Origin of the sequence: Tsukamurella spumae (assembly GCF_012396015.1) — a bacterium.
Taxonomy (GTDB): Bacteria; Actinomycetota; Actinomycetes; order Mycobacteriales; family Mycobacteriaceae; genus Tsukamurella; species Tsukamurella spumae.
On the sequence record NZ_JAAXOQ010000041.1, the window covers coordinates 1 to 22,837 of the forward strand.

At 69.0% G+C, this 22,837-nt stretch carries 26 protein-coding genes; 16 read left to right on the top strand and 10 right to left on the bottom strand.

What is annotated here, in order from left to right; translation table 11 throughout:
* The first annotated feature begins 1 nt into the window (after position 1).
* Together HF999_RS20390 and HF999_RS20395 are read left to right on the top strand one after the other, a co-directional pair.
* A complete protein-coding gene (locus HF999_RS20390; protein WP_168547646.1) occupies positions 2-1,678 on the top strand; it encodes a tyrosine-type recombinase/integrase in 1,677 nt (558 codons plus the stop codon).
* On the top strand, positions 1,675-2,136 hold the full coding sequence (locus HF999_RS20395; RefSeq protein ID WP_220270942.1) for a DUF6262 family protein: 462 nt from the start codon (positions 1,675-1,677) through the stop codon (positions 2,134-2,136). Before HF999_RS20390 ends, HF999_RS20395 begins: the two co-directional genes overlap by 4 nt.
* Positions 2,137-2,281: 145 nt before the next feature.
* Here HF999_RS20395 and HF999_RS20400 read toward each other — a convergent pair whose 3' ends face one another.
* Positions 2,282-3,247, bottom strand: a complete 966-nt coding sequence (locus tag HF999_RS20400) for a sugar-binding transcriptional regulator (RefSeq protein ID WP_168547647.1) — start codon at positions 3,245-3,247, stop codon at positions 2,282-2,284.
* Positions 3,248-3,485: 238 nt separating this feature from the next.
* Here HF999_RS20400 and HF999_RS20405 point away from each other — a divergent pair, with 238 nt between their 5' ends.
* The 11 genes from HF999_RS20405 to HF999_RS20455 all read left to right on the top strand — a co-directional run bounded on the left by HF999_RS20405 (position 3,486) and on the right by HF999_RS20455 (position 10,917).
* A complete protein-coding gene (locus tag HF999_RS20405) occupies positions 3,486-3,944 on the top strand; it encodes a PTS sugar transporter subunit IIA (RefSeq protein ID WP_168547648.1) in 459 nt (152 codons plus the stop codon).
* On the top strand, positions 3,941-4,216 hold the full coding sequence (locus HF999_RS20410) for a PTS sugar transporter subunit IIB (RefSeq protein WP_168547649.1): 276 nt from the start codon (positions 3,941-3,943) through the stop codon (positions 4,214-4,216). The genes HF999_RS20405 and HF999_RS20410 overlap by 4 nt, the downstream gene beginning before the upstream one ends.
* Before the next feature lie 54 nt (positions 4,217-4,270).
* Positions 4,271-5,593 (top strand): PTS ascorbate transporter subunit IIC, encoded by a 1,323-nt coding sequence (locus tag HF999_RS20415; protein WP_168547650.1) that lies wholly within the window; start codon positions 4,271-4,273, stop codon positions 5,591-5,593.
* Positions 5,594-5,614: 21 nt separating this feature from the next.
* Positions 5,615-6,271 carry an orotidine 5'-phosphate decarboxylase / HUMPS family protein gene (locus tag HF999_RS20420; protein WP_168547651.1) on the top strand — a complete coding sequence of 219 codons (657 nt, stop codon included), beginning with the start codon at positions 5,615-5,617 and terminating at the stop codon, positions 6,269-6,271.
* A gap of 15 nt (positions 6,272-6,286) precedes the next feature.
* On the top strand, positions 6,287-7,351 hold the full coding sequence (ulaG, locus tag HF999_RS20425) for an L-ascorbate 6-phosphate lactonase (RefSeq protein ID WP_168547652.1): 1,065 nt from the start codon (positions 6,287-6,289) through the stop codon (positions 7,349-7,351).
* A gap of 110 nt (positions 7,352-7,461) precedes the next feature.
* Entirely contained in the window at positions 7,462-7,947 is a 486-nt protein-coding gene (locus HF999_RS20430; protein WP_168547653.1) for an MTB12 C-terminal domain-containing protein, read from the top strand.
* A gap of 16 nt (positions 7,948-7,963) precedes the next feature.
* Complete coding sequence (locus tag HF999_RS20435; RefSeq protein WP_168547654.1) at positions 7,964-8,689, top strand: ABC transporter ATP-binding protein; 726 nt, start codon at positions 7,964-7,966, stop codon at positions 8,687-8,689.
* Entirely contained in the window at positions 8,686-9,498 is an 813-nt protein-coding gene (locus HF999_RS20440) for an ABC transporter permease (protein ID WP_168547655.1), read from the top strand. Before HF999_RS20435 ends, HF999_RS20440 begins: the two co-directional genes overlap by 4 nt.
* Before the next feature lie 217 nt (positions 9,499-9,715).
* Positions 9,716-9,928, top strand: a complete 213-nt coding sequence (locus tag HF999_RS20445) for a CbtB domain-containing protein (protein WP_168547656.1) — start codon at positions 9,716-9,718, stop codon at positions 9,926-9,928.
* Between the two features lie 13 nt (positions 9,929-9,941).
* Positions 9,942-10,700 (top strand): CbtA family protein, encoded by a 759-nt coding sequence (locus HF999_RS20450; RefSeq protein ID WP_168547657.1) that lies wholly within the window; start codon positions 9,942-9,944, stop codon positions 10,698-10,700.
* 43 nt (positions 10,701-10,743) lie between these two features.
* Positions 10,744-10,917 carry a hypothetical protein gene (locus HF999_RS20455; protein ID WP_168547658.1) on the top strand — a complete coding sequence of 58 codons (174 nt, stop codon included), beginning with the start codon at positions 10,744-10,746 and terminating at the stop codon, positions 10,915-10,917.
* A 54-nt stretch (positions 10,918-10,971) separates the two neighbouring features.
* Here the strand turns inward: HF999_RS20455 and cwsA are convergent, their stop codons facing one another.
* A complete protein-coding gene (gene cwsA / locus HF999_RS20460) occupies positions 10,972-11,487 on the bottom strand; it encodes a cell wall synthesis protein CwsA (protein ID WP_168547659.1) in 516 nt (171 codons plus the stop codon).
* A 101-nt stretch (positions 11,488-11,588) separates the two neighbouring features.
* Between cwsA and HF999_RS20465 the strand changes: the two genes are divergently transcribed.
* Together HF999_RS20465 and HF999_RS20470 are read left to right on the top strand one after the other, a co-directional pair.
* A complete protein-coding gene (locus tag HF999_RS20465; RefSeq protein WP_168547660.1) occupies positions 11,589-12,119 on the top strand; it encodes a peptidylprolyl isomerase in 531 nt (176 codons plus the stop codon).
* Between the two features lie 363 nt (positions 12,120-12,482).
* On the top strand, positions 12,483-13,016 hold the full coding sequence (locus HF999_RS20470; RefSeq protein ID WP_246208281.1) for a C40 family peptidase: 534 nt from the start codon (positions 12,483-12,485) through the stop codon (positions 13,014-13,016).
* Between the two features lie 3 nt (positions 13,017-13,019).
* On the opposite strand, the gene HF999_RS20475 is transcribed toward HF999_RS20470, so the two are convergent.
* Entirely contained in the window at positions 13,020-13,424 is a 405-nt protein-coding gene (locus tag HF999_RS20475; protein ID WP_168547661.1) for a PH domain-containing protein, read from the bottom strand.
* A gap of 55 nt (positions 13,425-13,479) precedes the next feature.
* Entirely contained in the window at positions 13,480-13,773 is a 294-nt protein-coding gene (gene crgA / locus HF999_RS20480) for a cell division protein CrgA (protein ID WP_168547662.1), read from the bottom strand.
* A gap of 81 nt (positions 13,774-13,854) precedes the next feature.
* Here crgA and HF999_RS20485 point away from each other — a divergent pair, with 81 nt between their 5' ends.
* A complete protein-coding gene (locus HF999_RS20485) occupies positions 13,855-14,496 on the top strand; it encodes an aminodeoxychorismate/anthranilate synthase component II (protein WP_168547663.1) in 642 nt (213 codons plus the stop codon).
* Positions 14,497-14,506: 10 nt separating this feature from the next.
* On the opposite strand, the gene pknB is transcribed toward HF999_RS20485, so the two are convergent.
* Genes pknB through HF999_RS20515 form a run of 6 tightly spaced genes read right to left on the bottom strand, consistent with a single transcriptional unit; the run spans position 14,507 to position 22,781 of the window.
* Positions 14,507-16,489 (bottom strand): Stk1 family PASTA domain-containing Ser/Thr kinase, encoded by a 1,983-nt coding sequence (gene pknB / locus HF999_RS20490; protein WP_168547664.1) that lies wholly within the window; start codon positions 16,487-16,489, stop codon positions 14,507-14,509.
* Positions 16,486-17,937, bottom strand: a complete 1,452-nt coding sequence (locus tag HF999_RS20495; RefSeq protein ID WP_168547665.1) for a serine/threonine-protein kinase — start codon at positions 17,935-17,937, stop codon at positions 16,486-16,488. Before HF999_RS20495 ends, pknB begins: the two co-directional genes overlap by 4 nt.
* Positions 17,937-19,451 (bottom strand): peptidoglycan D,D-transpeptidase FtsI family protein, encoded by a 1,515-nt coding sequence (locus tag HF999_RS20500; RefSeq protein WP_168547666.1) that lies wholly within the window; start codon positions 19,449-19,451, stop codon positions 17,937-17,939. The genes HF999_RS20495 and HF999_RS20500 overlap by 1 nt, the downstream gene beginning before the upstream one ends.
* Positions 19,448-20,869, bottom strand: coding sequence for an FtsW/RodA/SpoVE family cell cycle protein (locus HF999_RS20505; RefSeq protein WP_376766506.1), 1,422 nt, complete (start codon positions 20,867-20,869; stop codon positions 19,448-19,450). Before HF999_RS20505 ends, HF999_RS20500 begins: the two co-directional genes overlap by 4 nt.
* The gene (locus tag HF999_RS20510) at positions 20,866-22,320 is read right to left on the bottom strand and encodes a PP2C family protein-serine/threonine phosphatase (protein ID WP_168547667.1); all 1,455 of its coding nucleotides are present in this window, start codon (positions 22,318-22,320) and stop codon (positions 20,866-20,868) included. Before HF999_RS20510 ends, HF999_RS20505 begins: the two co-directional genes overlap by 4 nt.
* Positions 22,317-22,781: an FHA domain-containing protein FhaB/FipA gene (locus tag HF999_RS20515; RefSeq protein ID WP_168547668.1), complete on the bottom strand. Its 465-nt coding sequence runs from the start codon at positions 22,779-22,781 to the stop codon at positions 22,317-22,319. Before HF999_RS20515 ends, HF999_RS20510 begins: the two co-directional genes overlap by 4 nt.
* Positions 22,782-22,837: the final 56 nt, after the last annotated feature.

Here is a 22,837-nt window from a genome sequence, read left to right on the forward strand (position 1 = left end):
CATCACGCGCATCCTCGACCATCTCCAACGCCCGAGCCTTCAGCTCCGGCGTGTACTTCGACGTTCCCATCGTTGGATCCTCTCTCAAGCAAACACAGAGAGTCTCCGGACACACCGGGGCGGATCAATCGTCCTCATCGAGGTCGCGCACGGGCGTATCACCAGCTCCCTGACCGAACGCCCCGTCGACGACTGGCTGCTGCTGTGCAGGCAGCACTGGCCTTACACCAACTTCGACTCCCTCTGCGCTCCCTACATCCGGAGGTTCTTCCGACTCCTTCACGGGGCCACCGACCCCGACCCATGGGCCGCGGATCACTGGCGGTGGCGCGACGGATTCGAGTTCGTCCTCGACGCCACCCAAGCCGGGGCGACACGAACCGCTGTCGACTGGGCCACCATCCCGGTGCCCTGGCTCAAAGAGGCCGTCAAAAGCCTGGCCCGCCAACAGTTGTCTACCTCCCGCATGTCCTGGGGAACGCTCACCCAGTGGCTGCGCGCCACCCGCCAGCTCGCCCAGTTCCTCACGCTCGACGGAACCGTTCCCGAACCGTCTGCGGTCACTCGGACGGCGTTCCTGGACTACCTCGAATGGACGCGCCGCCCCGACACCAAGGCAAGCCCCCAGCTCGCGAACACCGCGGCCTACCTGCTCGAAACACTGCGCGACTGCGGACTCGTCGACGACCTGGGATCAGCGATCTTCCTGCGCCGCGGCGAGAACGTCCACCGCAAGACCCGCCGACCGAGGCCCTTTCCACCCGATGTCATCGAACGCATCGACACCCTGATCGTCGACAACCCGGCCACCGACCCCACCCTCCGGGCGATGATCGCCACCACACGATGGGCGGGGTGCCGCATATCCGAACTCGTCGCCCTCCCGATCGACTGCCTCCAACACAGTGAGCAGGGCCACTGGATCGAATACTGGATGACCAAAACCAGCGCCTGGCGGCGGCTTCCAGTCCCCGAAAGCCTCGCCGAGATCATCCGCGACCAGCAGACCCGCGTCCGCGACACCTACGGCCCCGACGCCGAGCACCTCTTCCCTGGCGCCCGGTCCAGCGCCATCGCCGGCCGCACCCAGCCCTGGTCCACCAGCGGGCTACGACACCGCCTCGCCGCACTGTTCCGCGAGCACGGCATCACCACGTCCGTCGCCACCGGCGAGAAGATCTCCGGAGGCGACGTCCACCGCTTCCGCCACACCATCGGAATGCACCTGCTCAACAACGGATGGACCCAACCGGAAGTGCGCGACTTCCTCGGCCACCACAGCGACACCATGACCGCGACCTACGCTCGCATTACCGACGACACCCTCGCCCGCAAAGCCCGCGAATTCTGGGACACCAACCCCGACAAGGGCGTCGACGCCACCGTCGAGCGCCTGCGCGCCCGCTTCACCACCGCACTGCCCAACGGGTTCTGCACGCTCCCCGCGACGCAGCGCTGCGAGTTCCGCCCGAACCCCTGCATCGACTGCTCCTTCCACGACCCCGGCGGCCGCACCTTCCTCGGCGCACACATCACCCACCGCGACCAGCTCAGACAGCTCGCCGCCCAAGCACAAGACAACGGCGACCGCCAGGCAGCGGACCTGAACAAGACCATGCTCGACAAGGTCACCAGGCTCATCGACGAAATCGACTCAGACACGCAGGAATCCAGGTGAGCAATGGCGACCGCGATCACCGCACTGCACGCCTCACCGCGGCCGCCGCCGCCCGCACAACCAGCGCGACCGCCCGCGCACGTCGAGCCATCACCCGGCTGCACAACACCGGACAACCCGTCACCTTCGTCGCTGTCGCCAGAGCCGCCGACGTCTCAACCAGCTTCCTCTACAAGCAAACCCAGCTCCGGCAGGATATCGACGCGAAGCGCGGCACCGCCACCGCCGGAATAGAACGCTCCAGGGCAGCCAGTGCCGAATCCCTCCGCACCAAGCTCGCAACCGCGATCGACCGCAACCGCGAACTGACCGAACAGCTCGAGCAACTACACACCGAGAACGAGGCGCTCCGAAGCCGACTCCTCGAACTGGGAACCCGGCCGCCGGCCAAACAAGAAGCCCGTCGAGGAGAACATGCAGATAATCCGTCCGCCACAGGGCCACAACAGCCACGATGAGACCCGTCAGCCACGTCGTGGACAGTCAGGAGGCTCCTAGAGATATCGAATCTCCTAGGCTCCACAGAAGAAGCAGTGAGTCAGAAGCGGTTTCCGAGCCCATCGGGAACCGCTTCTCGCGTATCGGCCGCCCCCTGTATCGTGCTCACCGCAGTCCATCGAGAAGCGCCGTGGCGGTCAGGGCATCCGTGACCAGACCGGAGATCCATCCGGTGGCCAGCGCCGCGCGGATCGCCGGCACCTTGTGCGTTCCCCACGCGACCAGGATCGAGTGCTCGATGGCGGCAAGACGTTCCGGCTCGAGCGCGATGACGCGCTCGCAGAGCTCGTTGCGGATGTGCTGGCCCCGAGCGTCGATGAAGTGGCCGCAGATGTGGCCGACCGCGCCCTGGCCACGCAGTTCGGCGGCGGCTTCCGCGGTGAGGTACGGCGCGAGGATGCTCGCGGCGGCGGCCTCCTCGGTGCCGAACGCGCCGATGCCGGTGATGGCGATGTCCGATTGCGCGGCGAGATCGAGATTCGCCGCCACCACGGGCTCGTGCCGGATCGCCTCGGCGGTGGCGGCCTTCCCGACGATCACCGGCACCGGCATCGTGTGGAACGAGCCGCCCAGACGGGTCGCCATCTTCCTGCTGAGCTCCGGTGAATCCGTGCGGATCTCGGCGACCAGGCCGAGCCCCCCGATCATCTGGACGACGGTGGAGAAGGTCCACCGCCGGTGTGGCATCTCGTCGACGACAGCAGCCACCGAGGTCCCGTTCGAGATCGTGATCACCGCGCGATCGTGCCCCAACTCGGAGATGAGGTCCGCTGCCAACGCGGCCGCCGGCGCACTGCGGGACCGATCGATCTCCGCGACCCGCGCGGTCTGCAAGCCGAACCTCGAGCGGAGCTTGCGCTCGGCATCGACCAGCTGAATCAGCGGGTGGTGCACGGTGATCTGCACGATCCCGTTGCGGCGGGCCTCCGCGAGCAGGCGCGAGACCGTCGGGCGCGAGTAGCCGATCTCCCGGGCGATCTCGTCCTGGCTCAGTTCCTGCTCGTAGTACATCTGCGCGGTACGCAGCACCAACGCGATGTGTTCGCGGTCGGTGGACGGTGAATAGGGCATGAGGAGCCTTCCGCACGAGGCACCTCGCGTTCTCCGACGATGGTGCACGTTCGTTCAGATGCTAGCCCCAATCGCAGGAGTCCGCACTGTATCGCTGCAGAACACAGGAGCGATGTCACGTCATCGTGCACGAATGTGCAGCGGATGCCTTGACGGCGGGAGTGTGTGTCGTGACTATGAAGTACGTCACAGCATCCGTCCGTACGGCGGACGCCGTTCAAGGGAAAGGAGCCAGCCGATGGCCGTGATCGCCGAGCTCGACATCGCGCTGAAGCAGGACGCCGCCGACTGGAAGCAGGCCATCGCACTCGCGGGCGTTCTTCTGACGCGGGGTGGCCATGCCACCGATCAGTACACCGCCGAGATGATCCGCACCGTCGAGGAACTCGGACCGTACATCGTGATCGCACCCGGCTTCGCGCTCGCACATTCGCGGCCCTCGCCCAGTGTGCTCGGCCCGGGACTGAGCCTGGTGACCCTCCGGACGCCGGTCGAATTCGGCAGTGCCGCTAACGATCCGGTCGACATCGTCGTCGGCCTCTGCTCGCTCGATCACGTCAGTCACGTGGAGCGGCTCGCGGCGCTGGCGGGGTACCTCGGGTCCGACGGCAGCATGGAGTTCTTGCGATCCGCCACCGATCCGGGTGCCGTCGCCGCGTCTCTCAATGACTTCAACGAATCAGGAGCAAAGAAGTGAAGATCGTCTGTGTGTGCGGAATGGGCCTGGGCTCCAGCGTGATCGCGAAGATCAACCTGGAACAGGTGCTCACGAAGCTGGGTGTCGACGCCCAAGTCGAGACCACCGATCTCGGAAGTGTCCGGAGCACGAAGGCGGACTACTACGTGACCACCCGCGAGCTCGCGGACAACATGCCGGAGGAAGTCAAGGACTCCACCATCGTGCTCACCAACTTCGTCCGGAAGGAGGAGATGGCCGATGTCTTCACGGCGAAGTGGGGGAAGGCCTGACCGGGTCGGCTCCGATGCCGTACCCACCGCGGCGCGCGTGGGGCGGATCCCGCGATGAAGGACGTCTTCGACTTCATCCTGTTCCAACTCCTCGACAAGGCACCGATCTTCCTGGGCCTGGTCGCGCTGATCGGACTGCTTCTGCAGCGCAAGAAGACCGCGGACGTCGTCGACGGGACGATCAAGACGGTGATCGGGCTGATTACCATCACCCTGGGATCCGGTGCCCTGATGGCATCGTTGGGGCCGATCCTGCAGAAACTGAACTCGGTGTCCGGGGTCGACGGGGTGGTGCCCGCGAACGAGGCGGCCTTCGGGCAGGCGATGAGCATCACCCAAGCCATCGACACGGTGGGCAACATCGCCAACAGTGTGTCGCTGGTCTTCATCATCGGTTTCGGACTGCATCTGCTGCTGGTGCGGATCGTCCCGTTCGAGTCGTGCAAGAACGTCTACCTGACCGTGCACATCCAGCTGTTCCTGTCCACGTTCATGGTGGTGTCGCTCCCCGGCGCCCTGCACGTGCGTGGTTGGGCGCTGGTCCTGGTGGGGGCGGCGCTGTGCGCGGTGTACTGGACCTTCTCGCCCGCGATCACCCGCAGGCTCGCCCGGAGCTTCGTCGGCGACGACCTGACGCTCGGACACCACCAGCAGGTCGGTGCGGCATTGGCGGCGGGGGTCGCGACGGTGGCGGGGAACAAGGAGCAGGACGCGGAGGAGATGAAACTCCCTCCGTCTCTCGGAATGTTCCGCGACACCACGATCTCGCTGGCCGTGCTCATGCCGCTGGTCTTCCTGGGGGTCGGCCTCGCGGTGGGCAGGGACGAGATCTCCAAGCTCAGTGGATCCACCAACTGGATCGTGTGGCTCGTCCTGCAGGGCGCGACCTTCACCGCCGGCGTCGTGGTGCTGCTCTTCGGCGTCCGGATGTTCATCGGCTCGATCGTCCCGGCGTTCAAGGGAATCGCCGACCGCATCCTCCCGCAGGCCGTTCCGGCGCTCGATGCTCCCGCCTTCTACCCGTACTCGCCCACCGGAGCGATGCTCGGCTTCCTCGCTTCGATCGCGGGCGCACTCGTCGTCATGGTCGCGACGATCGTCTTCCACGCCTCCGTCATCGTCTTTCCCAGCCCGATCATCATGTTCTTCGACGGTTGCACCATGGGCGTGTTCGGGAACAAGTTCGGCGGCTACCGCGGTGCGCTGGCGGCCGGCTTCATCACGAGCATCGTCTCGCACGCGGGGATCATCCTGCTGTACCCGATGATGGGCCCCCTTCATGGCACCGGGCTGATGTTCTCGAACATCGACTTCACCCTGGTCTGGCTCCCCGTCCTGTATCTGTTCAAACTCGCCACGGCGATCTTCGGCTTCTGAGCCGATCACGAAAGGAAACCCATGCAAGTGCAATTGGCTCTGGATCTACTGGATCCGGAACAGGCACTCTCCGTCGTCGAGCAGGTGCACGATGTGGTGGACATCATCGAGGTCGGGACCTCGCTGCTCAAACTCTCCGGCATCGCGATCGTCGATCAGATCCGGGAGATCGCGCCGGACGCACCGATCTTCGTGGACGCGAAGATCATCGACGGTCCGCAGCGTGAGGCCGACCTGATGGCCGAATGCGCGCCGCGGTACTACTCGATGCTCGCGGTCGCCGCAGACACTGCGGTGAGCAGGGTTCTCGAGACGGCCGGCCGAACCGGGTCCGAGGTCGTCTTCGACCTGCAGTCCGTCGCGGATCCGGCGCGGCGGGCGCAGGAGCTCGTGGCGCTCGGTGCGACCGCGCTGTGCGTGCACAAGAACACCGATCACGGTGGAGCCCCTGCTGATTCGTTCGCCGATGTGCTCGCCGTGCGGGCGGCGGGTGCCACGAAGGTATCGGTGGCCGGAGGTATCAGTACGCAATCCCTGCCGTTGATCGACGTCGCGGTGGCACCCGACATCGTCATCATCGGCGGCGCGATCCTGGCCGCACCCGACCCCAGAGCGGCGGCCCTGGAGTTCCGGGCGCTGGCGACCGGGTCGCCGTCCACCCTGCAGTCCACTCAGTAAGGAGTTGAGAACACAATGAACGTCAACGAGATCAGCCGCGAATCGTGGATCCTTTCCTCGTTCCCGGAATGGGGAACCTGGCTCAACGAGGAGATCCGCGACGAGGTCGTCGAACCGGGCTCCTTCGCCATGTGGTGGCTGGGCTGTGTCGGTGTCTGGATCAAGACCCCCGGGGATGCGAACATCACCATCGATCTGTGGCTCGGAAACGGCAAGCGCACCAAGGATCTTCCCGCGATGAAACCGCGCCACCAGATGGCGCGGATGAGCGGGGCGCGGATCGCCCAGCCGAACCTGCGCAACACCCCGTTCGTGATCGACCCGTTCGCCATCGAGGGCATCGACGCGGTTCTCTCGACGCACTACCACGCCGATCACATCGACATCAACGTTGCGGCGGCCGTGCTGCAGAACTGCGGCGACGACGTTCCGTTCATCGGTCCGCAGGCGTGCGTGGACCTGTGGGTGAAGTGGGGGGTACCCCCGCAGCGGTGCCGCGTGGTGCGCCCCGGCGACCGGATCACCATCAAGGACATGACCATCACGGTCGTCGAGTCCTTCGACCGCACCATCCTCATCACCGATCCGCCGGTGCCGCTGGCGGACGACGGTGCCCAGGTTCCCGACATGGACCTGCGTGCGGTCAACTTCATCGTGGAGACGCCGGGCGGCAACATCTACCACTCGGGTGACTCGCACTACTCGAACATGTACGCCAAGCACGGCAAGGAGTACAAGATCGACGTGGCACTCGCGTCGTACGGCGAGAACCCGATCGGTATCACCGACAAGATGACCTCGGTGGACATCCTGCGGATGGCGGAGGCGCTGCGGACGGATGTGATCATCCCTGTGCACCACGATATCTGGACGAACATGCAGGCCGACGCCCACGAGATCCTCGACCTCTACGACCGGCGCAAGCATCGCCTGCGGTACACCTTCGAGCCCTTCCTGTGGGAACCGGGCGGGAAGTTCGTCTACCCGCGCGATCGGGCGGTGCGCGAGTACCACCATCCCCGAGGCTTCCCGGACATCTTCGAGGCGGATACGGACCTGCCGTTCCCCGCGTTCCTGTAGCGAGGCCCCGTCGGCGCGGCGGGCGGTCGTCGGGACCTGTCGTAATTAGGGTTGCGTTACCTACATTGCGGCGCTAGCGTGAGCCTCCGAACTCACGAAGGAGACGCCCCATGCGCAAGTCATTCACGGCAGTCCTCGCCGGTACCGCCGTCGCCGCAGCCGTGGCGACCACGGTCGTCGCGCCGGCCTCGGCCGACACCGGGGTCCGCGATACCTCCGCGGCGGACCTGTACGTGCGCGCCGACAAGCCCACCGCCGCGCAGTTCGAGCGCCAGGCGGCCGCGTTCTGGAACCCGAACATCTCGATAGACCAGAAGGTCGCGGTCTCCGTGAACGGCGCGAAGGCGCGGCCCGAGCTCGAGAAGGTGATGGCCTACAACAAGGTCTACGACTTCCTCGGCGCCTCGGCCCGCACCACCGGACCGGCGAACGTCAACGGTTCCAAGGCCACCGTCGGGCTCAGTGCGATCGTGGTCGGCTTCCCCGCCACCGGCTACACGTACTACTACACCCGCGAGGGCGGCCTGTGGAAGTTCGACTGGAAGGCGAACTGCGCGTCGATGGGCTGCACCGGCAACCCGAACTTCGGCTACTGACGCCTCGCGCCACCCGATGATCCGACTGAGCGGCGTCAAACGGCTGGGCGGCACCGTCGTCGTGGACGGGGTGAGTCTCGAGGCCCCGAGTGGCGCCGTCACCTACCTGCTCGGCCCCAACGGGGCCGGCAAGTCCACGGTGATGCGCATGATCGCGGGCCTCGTCCGGCCCGACGCCGGGGACATCCTCGTCGACGGTGTCCGAGCCGGGCGGCAGCGACCGGGCGCCCTCGGGATCGGGCTCGGGCCCTCCGCCTGCAACCCGGCCCACACCGCGCTCGGTCACCTGCGGTGGCAGGCCCGGCTGAGCGGGCTGTCGGACGGCGAGGCCCGGCGGACACTCGATCGCGTGGGCCTGGCCTCGGTGGCCCGCCACCGCGTCGGAGGCTTCTCGCTGGGCATGGCGCAGCGGCTGTCGATCGCCTCCGCGCTCCTGGGTGATCCCCCGACGCTGCTGCTCGATGAGCCCGCGACCGGGCTCGACGTGGACGGACTGCTCTGGCTGCGGCGCCTCCTCGAGGAGCTGAAGGCGGACGGTCGGACCGTCCTGATCGCGTCGCACGATCTGGCGGAGGTCGAGGTCACCGCGTCGCGGATTGTGATCCTCGGCCGCGGCCGCGTGCTGGTGGATGCCACCCGCGAGGAACTCCTCGCGGGGAGCTCGGGCCCCCGGCCCCTCGAGTCCGTGTACCTCGAGTCCACCCGGGGCAGCGTCGAATACGCCGTCGAGGAGGCCTCGTGAGCACCCGTACCGAGGTGGCCCCCGGACCCGTGCCCGGGGTGATCGCGGCGGTGCGCAGCGAGGCGGCGAAGCTCACGTGGCGCAGCCCGGCGATCGTCGCCGGGGTGCCGCTCGCGGTCGCCGTCCCGCTCGTCGTGAACTCCGTCATCGCCGAGGCGGTCCAGCGCAACACGATCAACGGCGCCGGCGGAATGGACACCGGCAATGCGGCCTACTGGGTGCTGGTGTTCTCCACTTACATCCTCGTCTCGGGGGTCGTCTACTCCACCGCGGGCGAGTTCGGCAACGGGACGATCGACCTGGTCTTCGCGCGCCGGCCCCGGCGGTGGCTCCTGCCCGCCGCCAAGGTCGCGGTGTTCGGTGCGCTCGCGGCGGTGACGAGTGCGGTCACCGTCGCACTGCTGATGCTGGTCTTCCCGCTGCTGTACCCCGACACGTGGGGACGAGTGGATCTGTTCTCCGGAGCGGGGATCCGGCTGTGGTGCGGGATCCCGCTGTACATGGTGCTGGTGACTCTGCTCGGCGTCGGTCTGGCGACGCTGCTCCCCAAGCCGGGTCTGGTGCTGATGCTCCTGCTGCTCTGGCGATTCGGCGTCGAGACCTTCGTGACCTTCATCCGCGGCGACCTCGGGCTCGTCGTGCAGCGCTGGTCCCCGTTCCGCAACGCCGACCTCGGGGTCGGGCAGCTCAGCACCATCACCAGCCCCTTCGGTGGTCCCAACGGCTCGCTGGCGTACTTCGGCGTGATCTGCGGCCTCGTTTTCGCAGCGGGGGTCTGGAAGACGGTGCGGGCGGACATCTGCCGCTGACCGTCGACCGCGCCGTCGGGCCGAGGTCCGGGCCGAGGTTCGGGGCGAAGGGCGCCGCCGGGATGGGTGCAGGGTTAGACTTCGCAGGCCGAATGCGGAATCCCTGACGGGAGCGGTCGCGCCACTGTGAAGCCAGACCCGCACCGGTGACGGGCCCGCCGGGCACCGTCGAACCCGCCTAACCGGGCGCGAAGCCCCGGACGAAGGAGCGCCGCTGATGGCGAACGCATCCACCACCGCGCACGCCGGTGACCTCTCCCTGCACATCTCGCGCCGCGCCATCTGGCTGAGCGCCACGCTGATCCTGGCCGTGCTCGCCTACTACTTCATCGGCATCGACCAGGGCGCCGTCTCGGTGTTCGGCAGCGATATGCACGTGCACGAGTTCTTCCACGACGCCCGGCATTTCCTGGGCTTCCCCTGCCACTGATCGGGGATAACACGTGGAGAAGCACGTCATCGCCCGCGGCGCACTCGCCGGGGCGATCGGAGGCCTGCTCGCATTCGTCTTCGGCCGGATCATGGTCGAACCGATCATCGGCCGGGCCATCGATTTCGAAGAGGCCCGCAATGCCGCGGAACACGCGGCCCATCCCGGCATGGCGATGGACGAGCCGGAGCTGTTCACCCGCGCCCTGCAGCAGAACGTGGGGCTCGGGGCGGGCCTGATCCTGTTCGGTCTCGCGATGGGCGCCGTCTTCGCGGTCGCCTACTGCGTCGCCGCGCCGAAGCTCGCGCAGTGGACGCCGCGGTCGGTGGCGCTGGCGGTAGCGGGTTCGCTGTTCGCCGGGGTCTACGCCCTGCCCTACCTGAAGTACCCGCCGAATCCCCCGGTCGTGGGCGACCCGGACACGATCCGCGAGCGGACCGGCGCGTACCTGCTCATGGTGGCGATCTGCCTCGCGCTCGTCGCCGCCGCCTGGGTGATCGGACTGGCCGCGGTGCCGCGCTGGGGCTCGTACGGCGCGGCGCTGATCGGCGGTGCCGTGGTGATCGTCGGGCTGATCCTGGCCTGCCTGCTCCTGCCGGCGAACGCCCCCACGACGAAGGGGTTCGACCCCGACGACCTGTACTGGTTCCGGATCTACTCGTTCCTCGCGCAGGCGATCGTGTGGTCCGCGATCGGGCTCGTCGGCGGGGAGCTCCTGCACCGGCTCACCGTGCGCAAGGGAGCGACGACGCGCGTGGCCGTCCCGGCCTGAGGTTGCTCGTACAACGACGCAGCGGCGGGCATACCCTGAGGGTATGAACCGCCGCTGCGCTCTGTGCTGGGCGGCCGCGCTGATCTCGGTCATCGTGGCTGCCACCGCCCACTACCGCGGGGGCTGGGGCGGTCTCGACGGCCTGTTCCTCGTCATCGCATTGGCCTGGGCGCTGGTCGCCATCCAGGCGCACCAACCCGCGGGCTGGCGCGGCTAGGTCGCGCGGGCCCGTCCGCCGGGCCGACGGTGCGCCGACGGCCCGGCCCGGTGGCTACTCGCCCTTCTTGCGCGGATCCTCGTCGGCGGCCGACTCGACCGCGACGACGACCTCCTCCTCGATCTCCTCCACCGGGGCCGGTGCGCTGTCCGCGGTGGCGCCGGTGGCGGGCCGCACGCGGGGCGGCTCCGCCGCGATCGGCGGGGCCTTCGGAGTCCGTACCAGCTTGAACGCGACGCCGCCGAGGGCGAGGACGAGGGCGATGGCCGCGCCGATGACCAGCGGCCTCCGCAGCGCGGGGCGGGCCGGCGCACCGTCGGAAAGGGTGATCGCCTGCTCCGCGTCGACCTCTGCCGGGGCGAGCCACGAACGCAGCCGGCGGTAGAGCGCCGCCAGGGTGCGCCCGGTGAGCGAGAGCCCCAGGCCGGTCAGGGCGCGCGCGATGTTCGCCGGGCCGACGATGCTCTGGCCGAGCCCGGCGACCAGGCGTTGGGTGTTCGTGGGGCGGTTCGCAGCGGCCGACGGGGCGTCGGCGGCGGGTGCATCGTCGAGCAGCGGGGTGGTGGCCATCGGAGGCGTGATCCTTTCAGCGGGCGGGAACGAGTGCATCCACCGCCGGATTCTTACGATCTCTACCGGTTCGCACCTGCAGAGAATGGCAGAATGGCGGTGTGACCAACTCCAACGCTACCGCGCACGCGACCCTGCACACCTCTGAAGGCGACATCCGTATCGCGCTGTTCGGCAATCACGCTCCCGTGACCGTCGCGAACTTCCTCGGACTCGCGCAGGGCACCAAGGAATACACCACGACGAATGCGGCCGGTGAGGCCACGGGTCCGTTCTACGACGGGTCGATCTTCCACCGCATCATCGACGGCTTCATGATCCAGGGCGGTGACCCCACCGGCACCGGCACGGGCGGCCCCGGTTACGACTTCGTCGACGAGTTCCACCCGGAGCTGCGCTTCGACCACCCGTACCTCCTGGCGATGGCCAACATCGGCCGCCCGGCGACGAACGGATCGCAGTTCTTCATCACCGTCGGCAAGACCCCGCACCTCAACAACCGGCACACCATCTTCGGTGAGGTCGAGGACGAGGCCAGCCGCAAGGTCGTCGACGCCATCGGCAGCGCGCAGACCGACCGGGCCGACCGTCCGCTCAAGGACATCACGATCAACTCGATCACCGTCGAGTAGCCCGCTCGCCCCTCCGGAACGCCCGGTCTCCCGTGGGGAGACCGGGCGTTCGGCGTGCCCGGGGTCGACGGTGCGCCGCGCGCGGCGGCGATCTCCGAGAGTTGTTTACTGAGCGCAACTCATTCACTATGGCGGAGCGATGTCGGACGGAAATTGTCCGTACGTCAAGGATTCGTGTGACAACGGTCTCCATCCGCGCAGCTCGGTGAGCATGTTCACGCCACAGGGGCGGGTCTGAGATGGACACCCGATGTCCGTGCTTCGTAACGTTGCCGTGATCTTGTGGAGACCGAGGCGTGATCGACATGCCGCTCCACCGGAGTCGGGAGTTCGACGAAAGTGTCCAGCGACAGTACGAAGACCATGACCGGCCGCACCACCCGCGGCACGATGCGCGCCGCCCTCGGGGCCGCCGTCGCAGTGATCGGAATCGTCGCCGCACCCGCCGTGGCCCAGGCCGCGCCCGTCCCGGTGCCCCAGGCGCCCGCTCCGCAGGCCCCCGCGGCGCACCCGGCCCCGCAGTCCCCGGCCGCCCGGGCGGTGCAGTCGCAGTCCGCGGGCCCCGACCGCTCCGCGGTGGTCCAGGCCGCGCTCACGCGCCTCGGCATGCCCTACTCGTACGGCGCCGCGGGCCCCAGCTCGTTCGACTGCTCGGGCCTCGTCACCTGGGCCATGAACCAGGCCGGTATCAGCGTGCCGCGCAGTAGCTACTCGCTGATGAGTGCCGGCACCCCGGTCTCGCAGGGCGAGCTGCGCCCCGGCGATGTCGTGATCACCAACGGCGGCGGCCACGCCGCGCTCTACGTGGGCAACGGCCAGGTCGTGGAGGCCGTCACCGCCGGCGTCCCCGTTCGGGTGGCCGGTATCCGCGGCTTCGTCACCGCGCGCCGCTACTGAGCCTCACGTGGGACGCAGGGCCTCGAGCTGCTGGAGGACGAGCGTGGGCGCCTCGCCCAGTTCCCAGCGGCCGAGGAACAGCAGATCGTCACCGCGGGTGAGCTCGAGTAGCACCGACTCGCGGCCCCAGTGCCGGGTGGTCTTGCGCTTGATCTCGAGGCCGTCCCACGCGAAGGTCTTGCGGCCGAACACGCCGCGGTAGGTGACGCCCGCACCGTCGGCCTGCAGGCGAGGGCGGAGCACCAGGACCGAGACCCCGAGGAACACGAGCGCGAGGGCTCCGACGCCGATGAGCACGATCCCCACGGGATCGGCGATCGCGTCCGTCAGCGTCGCGATGACGAGCAGGGCGACGGCCGCCACCAGCATCACGACGCCGACACTGCGCGGCGGGCTCCAGTTACCCACAGGTTTATCCACAGCTGGGGATGAATGACATGAGTGTGGTTTCGCTGGTCAGGGCTTACTTCCACCACATGGTCATCAACAGACCGGAGATCATCAGGCCGAAACCGATCGCGAAGTTCCACGCCTCGAGGTTGGCCATCCACTCCAGCGGCTTGCCCGGCGCACCCAGCCCCTGCGGGTCGGCGCCGACGTAGTAGACCAGCAGCCAGGCCAGCCCGGCCAGCATGAGCCCCAGGAACAGCACCACGAACCAGCGGCCCGACGGCGCGCCCACCTTGACCGGCGTACGCGAATCCGTCGACGCGTTGATCGTGTAATCGGTCTTCTTCCGGACCTTCGACTTCGGCATGGCTTCCTTCTACCGGGGTGCTTTTCACCTGCCAGGTTATCGGATGTACTACCGCGACCCCACCCCGCTACGCTGGAGCCCGTGCGGATCCTCGTCGTCGACAACTATGACAGCTTCGTGTTCAACCTGGTCCAGTACCTCGGCCAGCTGGGCGTGGAGGCGGACGTGTGGCGCAACGACGATCCGCGACTGGACGATCCGGCCGCAGCGGCCGCCCAGTACGACGGTGTGCTGCTGAGCCCCGGACCCGGCACGCCGCAGCGCGCGGGACAGACGATGCCCATGGTCGAGGCGGCCCGCGCCGCCGGCTCCCCACTGCTGGGCGTGTGCCTGGGGCACCAGGCCATCGGCGCGGTCTTCGGGGCGACGGTGGACCGCGCACCCGAGCTGCTGCACGGCAAGACCTCGCTCGTGCACCACAACGGCCACGGCGTACTCAAGGGCCTGCCCGACCCGTTCACCGCCACCCGCTACCACTCGCTGACCGTGCTCGAGCCGACGATCCCCGACGAGCTCGAGATCACCGGCCGTACCGATTCCGGCGTGGTGATGGGCTTCCAGCACCGCGAGCTGCCCATCCACGGCGTGCAGTTCCACCCCGAGTCCGTGCTCACCCAGGGCGGCCACCGCATGCTCGCGAACTGGCTGGCCGTGTGCGGCTACCAGGTTCCCGAGGCCCGGGTCGCCGAGCTCGAGCAGGAGGTCGCCGCGGCGCTCGCCTGAGCGCCGCAGGCTACCCGCGCCGCACGTGCAGGACGATCGTGGCGGACGAGTCCACCGACGTGCCCGGCTTGGGATCGGTGTTCCATACCTGTCCGCGGTCGAACAGGCCCGACGGGGCGTCGACCGTGACCGTGATGTTGCTCGACGGGAAGCCCGCCTGGATGAGGGCCGCCCGCGCGGCGTTCTGATCCTGGTTGATCACGTTGGGCATGACGATGGGCTTGGCCTTCGCGACCTGGATGGTGACCTTGCTGCCCTTGTCGGCGTTCTGGCCGCCCGTCGGGCTCTGACCGACGACGGTGCCCGCGGCGGCGGGGTTGTCGACCTGCTGGACGTCGACGTCGAAGCCGAGGCCTTTGAGGTTCGAGGTCGCCTGCGCGAGCTGCGTGTTCGTCACGTCCGGCACCCGGACCTGCTCCCTGCCGGAGCTGATCGTGAGCTGAATCGGCGTGTTCTGCTGCGTGTTCGTGCCGATCGCCGGGTTCGTCGAGATGACATTGCCCTTCGCCACGGTCGGCGACGGATCGTTCTTGACATCCTTGGCCACGGTGAAGCCGGCCTTCGTCAGGATGTCGCGGGCGTCCTTCTCGGGCTTGTTGGCGACATCCGGTACCGCGGCGATCTTCGGTCCCGACGAGACCTGCATGACCACCGTCGAGCCCTTCGCGACGCTCGCGTTGGGCCCGGGCAGCGTCGAGATGACGTGTTCCGCGGGCACGGAGTTGTCCGGGATGCGCTGCACCTCGACGGTGAAGCCCAACTTCTGCAGCGCGACCTGGGCGTCGGCCGCGGGCTCGCCGATCTGTGAGGTGACGGTCGCCGTCTGGTCGCCGTTGTTCGACGAGCTGAGCAGGTACCAGGTGGTGCCGCCGATGAGTACCAGCGCGATCACCGCGGCGGAGAGCAGCATGACCAGGCGGGAGCGGCTGCCGGACGGTGCCGGGGCGGTGTGCTTGCGCCGCGGGGCGGCGGGGGTCGCGCTGACGACCTCGGTCGGGGGATCGTCGTCCGACGGTGCGTCGGCCTCCCCGGTCGACGCGGCGGCGGCAACGGGAACGGTCTTCGCGGCGTCCCGGCGCCGGGGCTTCGCGGGCTCGGTGAGCAGCGCGTCGCGCTCCTCGTCGGAGAGCACCATGGGCGCCTCGGGCTTGCGGCCCGCGAGCACCCGGATGAGGTCCTGCCGCATCTCACCGGCGGTCTGGTACCGATTGGCGGGGTTCTTCGACAGCGCCTTGAGCGTGATCGAGTCCAGCTCCGGCGGGATGGTGTCGAGGATCGCCGACGGCGTCGGCGGGTCCTCGCGGACGTGCTGGTAGGCCACGGACACGGGCGAGTCACCCGTGAACGGCGGCTGGCCGGTGAGCAGCTCGAAGATCACGCAGCCGGCGGCGTAGACATCGGAGCGGGCGTCCACGGAATCGCCGCGGGCCTGTTCCGGCGAGAGGTACTGTGCGGTGCCGATCACGGCGGCCGTCTGGGTCATGCCGGCCGACGGGTCGCTCATGGCCCGCGCGATGCCGAAGTCCATCACCTTGATCTCGCCCGCGCGGGTGAGCATCACGTTGGCGGGCTTCATGTCGCGGTGCACGATGCCGTTGCGGTGGCTGAAATCCAGCGCAGCGCAGACATCGGCCATCCAGGTCATCGCGGCCTGCGGGGCGATGGTGCCGTCGCGGCGCAGCACGTCGCGCAGGGTCTCCCCGTCGACGTACTCCATGACGATATAGGGCAGCGGACCGGACGAGGTCTGGGCCTCGCCCGTGTCGTAGACCTGCACGATCGTCGGGTGGTTCAGCGACGCCGCGTTCTGCGCCTCACGCCGGAACCGCTCGTAGAAGCTCGGGTCCCGGGCCAGGTCGGCGCGCAGGATCTTGATCGCGACGTCCCGGGAGAGCCGGGTGTCGCGAGCCAGATGCACCTCGGACATGCCTCCGAACCCGAGCGTCTCGCCCAGGTCGTAGCGGTCGTTGATGCGCCGAGGCGGGGTCGTCATCGAGCGTTGCCTCCGTGCAGGATCGCCCCGGGGATGGGCAGGCCGAAGATGCCGCGCGGCGGCGGCGTCGTGGTCGGCTCGGGACCGGTGGGCGGCGGCTCCGTCGTCGTGGTGGGCGGCGGCGTGGTCGTCGTCGGTGCCGGGGTGGTGGTGGTCGGCTTCGGCGGCGGGGGCGGCGGCGTGGTCGTCGGGTGCGCCGTCGAGGTCTCCGTCACGGTCTTGGTGGCCGGCGGCGGGGTCGTCGGTACGGTGCGGGCCGTGGTGCCCGCCCCGGTCGGCGGCGGTGCGACGGTGCCCGCGTCGGTGGTGGTGCTCGGCGCCGTCGGGGTGCTGTCCCCGGTGTCGTTGAAGATCAAGTAGCCGCCGACGATCGCCGCCGCGAGCAGCAGCAGGGCGACAGAGGCACCGAGGATCGTCTTCTGGGTCTTCGTCCAGCCGCCCTCGTCGGAGTAGCTCGACGATGCCGCGGGCCGCGGCGTGGGGGTCGAGGGGCGGACCACGGGCTGTGGGCCCGGGCGCGCAGGCGGCGGCACGATCGCCGTGGCGGCGGTGTCCGCAGCGCGCGAGGCCCCGGTGGCGCCACCGGTCCAGCCGCGCGGCATCGGCGGGCGCTGCCCGGCCTTCACCGCGGCGACGGCGTCGGCGAACTCGCCGCCGTTGGCGTACCGCTGCCGGGGGTCCTTGCCGAGGGTCAGCGTGATCAGCTCGCGGACCGGCGCCGGCAGGTCCGTGGGCAGGGGCTCCGGCTGATCCCGGATGTGCTTCATCGCGACGGTGATCGCACCGTCGCCGGAGAACGGGCGCTTGCCGGCGAGGCACTCGTACCCGACCACGCCGAGGGAGTACACGTCCGAGGCGGCCGTGGCGTCCTCGCCCGAGGCCTGCTCCGGCGAGATGTACTGCGCCGTGCCCATGACCATGCCGGTCTTGGTGACGGGCGCCGCGTCGACGGCCTTGGCGATGCCGAAGTCGGTGATCTTCACCTGGCCGGTGGGCGTGATGAGGATGTTGCCGGGCTTGACGTCGCGGTGCACGAGGCCCGCGGTGTGCGCGACCTGCAGAGCGCGGCCCGTCTGCTCCAGCAGATCCAGGGCCTGCGCCTGGCTGAGGTGGCCGAGGCGCGACAGCACGGCGTTGAGCGGCTCGCCGTTGACCAGCTCCATCACCAGGTACGCGAGGGGCGCCCCGCCGGCCTGATCCGCGGTCTCGCCGTAGTCGTAGACGCCGGCGATGCCTGGGTGGTTCAGTGCGGCGGTGGTGCGCGCCTCGTTGCGGAAGCGGGCCAGGAACTCCTGGTCCTCCGAGAACTCGGCCTTGAGCACCTTGACGGCCACGCGCCGGTCGAGGCGCGTGTCCATCGCCTCCCACACCTGGCCCATGCCGCCGGTGGCGATCAGCCGGAGGAGTTCGTAGCGGTCGGCGATCACCGAGCCGGTCTGCAGACTCATCAGTTCCCCTGCCCGTTCACCGCGGCGCTTATCACCGCTCGTCCGATCGGCGCTGCGAGCGACCCACCGGTCGCCGCCTCGCCCTGGTTTCCACCGTTCTCAATGATGACCGCCACCGCTACCTTCGGGTCGTTCACCGGGCCGTACCCGATGTACCAGGCGTGCGGCGCTTCGCCGCCGCGCTGGCCCTGTGAGTGTTCCGCCGTGCCGGTCTTGGAGGCGATCGCCACCCTGCCGCCGGCACCCTTCGTGTGCTGTTCCGATGCGACCATCAGTTCGCGCAGCTGCGCCGCGACCTGCGGTGAGATCGCCTGGCCCACGCGCTTGGGCGTGGTGCTGCCGAAGGTCGTGAGGTCGGGTGCCTGGAAGGAGTCGACCAGATAGGGCTCCATGCGGACGCCGCCGTTGGCGAGCGTCGCCGCGATGACCGCGTTCTGCAGTGGGGTCAGCGCCACGTCGAGCTGCCCGATCGCCGACTGGCCCGTCTGGGCCCCGTCGGACAGCGGGCCGGTCACCGACTGCGCGACTTGCAGCGGGATGGGGTCGGGCGCCGAATTGACGCCGAAGTTGTTCGCCATCGCCTTGATCGCCTCTCCTCCGTCCTGCATCTTCGCCGTGGCCAGGTCCACGAACGCGGTGTTGCACGAGTACTGGAACGCCTGCAACAGGCTGACGGTACCGCCCGAGGATTCCGGGCACGTCATCCCCGCATAGTTCTGCAGCGTCGTCCCGCCGCCGCCCGGCAGAGTGATCTGCTTGTCGGCGGTGAGCCGGGTGGTCAGGTCGATGCCCCTGCCCTGGCTGAGCGCGGCGGCCGTCGTGATCACCTTGAACGTCGATCCCGGGGGGTAGGTCCAGTTGGTCGCCCGGTTGTCCATGGGCTTATCGGGATCGTCCTTGAGTTCGTTCCAGGTCTTGTTCACCGCGTCCGTGTCGTGCGAGGACAGCGGGTTCGGGTCGTAGCTGGGCGTCGAGACCATCGCCAGGATCTTGCCGGTGGACGGTTCGATCGCGACGGCCGCGCCGTGGCACGGGCCGTTCGATCCGCAGGCCGTCGACAGCTTCTCGTAGGCGATCCGCTGCATCGTCGGGTTGATCGTGGTGATCACGTTGCCGCCGCTCGGGTCGCGACCGGACAGCAGATCGACGACGCGCCGGCCGAACAGCCGGTCGTCGCTGCCGTTGAGCACCGACTCCTCGGCGTGCTCCAGCCCGCTCGAGCTGAAGATCATCGAGTAGTAGCCGGTCAGCGGCGCGTAGGCGCGCGCCATCTGCTCGGGGTAGGTGCGCAGGTACTTGTACCGGTCGTCGGTCTTGACCGACTGGGCCATCACCTGACCGCCGGCGAGGATCGAGCCGCGCTGGCGCGCGTACTCATCGAGGAGGACGCGCTCGTTGCGGGTGTCGGACCGCAGTTCGGACGCGCGGAAGACCTGCACCCAGGTGGCGTTCGCGAGGAGCGCCGCCACCAGCAGGATCACGACGAACGAGATGCGGCGGATCGGTGCGTTCATACGCGCTTCACGATCTCGGTCGGCCGGTCGGGGACCGGCGCGCCGGGCTTGCGGGCAACCTTGGGCTCGCGCGCCGCGTTGGAGATGCGGAGCAGGATCGCGATGAGGGCGTAGTTGGTGAGCAGCGAGGACCCGCCGTAGCTCATGAACGGGGTGGTGAGGCCGGTCAGCGGGATCAGCTTGGTCACGCCGCCGACCACGACGAACAGCTGGATCGCCATCGTCGAGGCCAAGCCCGCGGCCAGCAGCTTGCCGAAGCTGTCGCGGACCGTCAGGCTCGCGCGGAAGCCGCGGAAGATCAGCACCAGGAACAGCATCAGCACGGCGGCCAGGCCGATGAGGCCCAGCTCCTCACCGATCGCGGCGATGATGAAGTCGGTGGACGCGAAGGGCACCATCGTGGGCCGCCCGGACCCGAGGCCGGTCCCCGCGAGGCCGCCCGTGGCCAGGGAGAACAGCGCCTGCGCCGGCTGGTAGCCGATGGTGTCGTACTTGGCGAACGGGTCCTGCCACACCTCGACGCGCACTCGCAGATGCGGGAAGAGCTGATACGCCGCGACGGCGCCGACGACCGCGAGGCTCAGGCCCACCACGATCCAGCCGATGCGCTCGGTGGCGATGTAGACCATGGCCAGCACGGTGAAGAAGATGAGCATCGGCGTGCCGAGGTCGTTCTCGATGCCGAGCACGGCGATTGCGAGCAGCCAGACGAGCAGCAGCGGCGCGAGGTCGCGCGCGCGGGGGAGGTCGACGCCGAGCACGCGCCGGCCCGCCGAGGTGAACAGGTCGCGCTTGGACACCAGGAACGCCGCGGTGAAGATGATCAGCAGGATCTTGCTGACCTCGTTGGGCTGGATGTTGAACAGCGGCGTCTTGATCCAGTTCTTCGAGCCGTTGATCTCCGACAGGCTCGACGGCAGCAGCGCCGGCAGCGCGAGGAAGACGACGCCGCCCAGGCCGATCGTGTACGCGTACTTCGACAGCGTCCGGTGATCGCGCAACAGCGCGAGCACACCGACCATCACCGCGAGGCCCAGCAGCGTCCACAGCACCTGCTGGTTGGCCTCCTGGGTCTGGCTGACGCGGCCGCTCTCGGCGTGGGCGTTGCCCAGGTCGAGGCGGTGGATCAGCACGAGACCCAGCCCGTTGAGCATGGCCACGACCGGCAGGATGATCGGGTCGGCGTAGGGGGCGAACCGGCGCACCGCGTAGTGCGCCGCGCCGTAGAGCACGACGAACGCCACGACGTACTTCGCGAGGTCGAGCGTGATGCGCTGTTCCTGCGCCCATTCGACCAGCGCGAGGGAGGTGCCCGTCACCACCGTGGCGGCGCCGAGCAGGACCAGCTCATAGGTGCGGGAACGGCGGTTCGGGTCGAGCGCGATGCCCGTGCCGGGGGTGCTGACGCCGGACGTCACGAGGGGCCTCCGCGGCACGGGCGCTCGGGCGTCGAGGTCTGGGTGACGACCCGGGTGACGGGTGCGGGCGGCGGCGCGAGGGTCTCGCCCGCGGGGGGCGCGGCGGTCGGGGTCACCGTCGGCGACGGTGCCGGGGCGTTCGGGTCCGGGGCGGGCGCGGGTTCCACCTCGGTGGTGATCGCGCAGCGTTCGACGAGATTGACGCGGTCGATGAGGTTCTTGGCCTGCTCGCGGGCATCGTCGAGCGAGCTCGCGTAGGGCAGGCCGACCAGGCTGGCCCGTCCGCGCGGGGTCAGGTCGTCGACGGTGAGCGGGGTACAGCCCTGCGGCGCGCGGCCGTCGGCGGGGGCGTCCGCGATGCAGACGACCTCCTGCTGCGTGTTCAGTGCGCGGCCGAACAGGGAGACCTTCACGCCGTGCGAGATCACGATGGTGCCCTTGTCGGTCGAGGCCACGAAGTAGCTCGAGTTCACGATCGATCGGGTCACCAGCAGGCCGATACCGCCCGCGATGAGCAGCACGAGGATCGCGGCGAGCGCGATCCACTTGCGGCGGGAGCGGCGGGCGGGCTCGTCCTCGTCGTCGACCTCCGTCGCCACGACCCGACGGGGCGCCTTGCGCGGGGGCCGGAGCGCGGCGGCGCGGCCCGCAGCGGTGTTGGACGGCGGGACGTAGTCCTCGTCGTCGTCGTTGGCGGCGCCACCGACGATGGGCCGGCTCTGGCCGAAACTGCTGTCCTCGACCCGCGCCACGACGACCGTGACATTGTCCGGGCCGCCCGAGCGGAGCGCGAGCTCGATCAGACGGTCCGCTGCGGCTCCGACGTCCTCGCTGGCCAGGGCCAGGGTCTCGCCGATGGTCTCGTCGCTGACGACGTCCGAGAGCCCGTCGGAGCAGAGCAGGTAGACATCGCCGTCCTTGGCCTCGCGCAGCGTGAGCGTGGGCTCGACCTCGTGGCCGGTGAGCGCCTTCATGATCAGGGAGCGCTGCGGGTGGGTGTGCGCCTGCTCGGCGGTGATCCGTCCCTCGTCGACGAGGGTCTGGACGAAGGTGTCGTCCTTGGTGATGCGGGTGAGCTGGCCGTCGCGCCGCAGGTAGCCGCGGGAATCGCCGACGTGGATCAGCCCCAGCTTGGACCCGGCGAACAGGATCGCGGTCAGGGTGGTGCCCATGCCGTCGAGTTCGGGGTCCTCGGCGACCTGGTCCGCGATGGTCTCGTTGCCGGCGATCATGGCGTCCTCGAGCGTGCCCAGGAGGTCGCCGCCGGGCTCGTCGTCGTCGAGCGGCTCGAGCGCGGCGATCATCAACTGCGAGGCGACCTCGCCGGCGGCGTGGCCGCCCATGCCGTCGGCCAGCGCGAGCAGCCGGGCGCCCGCGTAGACGGAGTCCTCGTTGTTGCTACGGACGAGGCCCCGGTCGGAGCGCGCTGCATATCGAAGGACGAGGCTCACGGGCGCAACTCGATCACTGTCTTGCCCACGCGCACCGGGGTGCCCAATGGGACGCGGGTGGGAGTGGTGACCTTGTTGCGGGCCAGATAGGTGCCGTTCGTGGACCCGAGGTCCTCGACGTACCAGTCGTCACCGTCGCGGGCGAGGCGTGCGTGCCTGGTCGAGGCGTAGTCGTCGTTGAGGACGAGGGTGGAGTCGTCGGCACGGCCGATGAGCACCGGCTGTTGGCCGAGGGTGATCCGCGTGTTCGCGAGCGGGCCGTGGGTCACCACGAGGTACTTCGCGACCTTGCTGGTGCGGGAGAACAGGGCCCGACGGGGCGCCTTGGCCTCCTTCTGCCGCGGGCGCATGCCCGAGGCGAGGCGGGCATCCGTGCGGAGCGAGCTGATGACGAGCCAGACGCAGAGCCAGAGCAGCAGGAGGAAGCCCGCCCGGGTCAGCTGCAGCACGAGTCCCTGCACGGTGTCTCCCTCCTGGTCCTGTCGACGCACACGCGCTCGGCGCCCGGTGGCCGGGC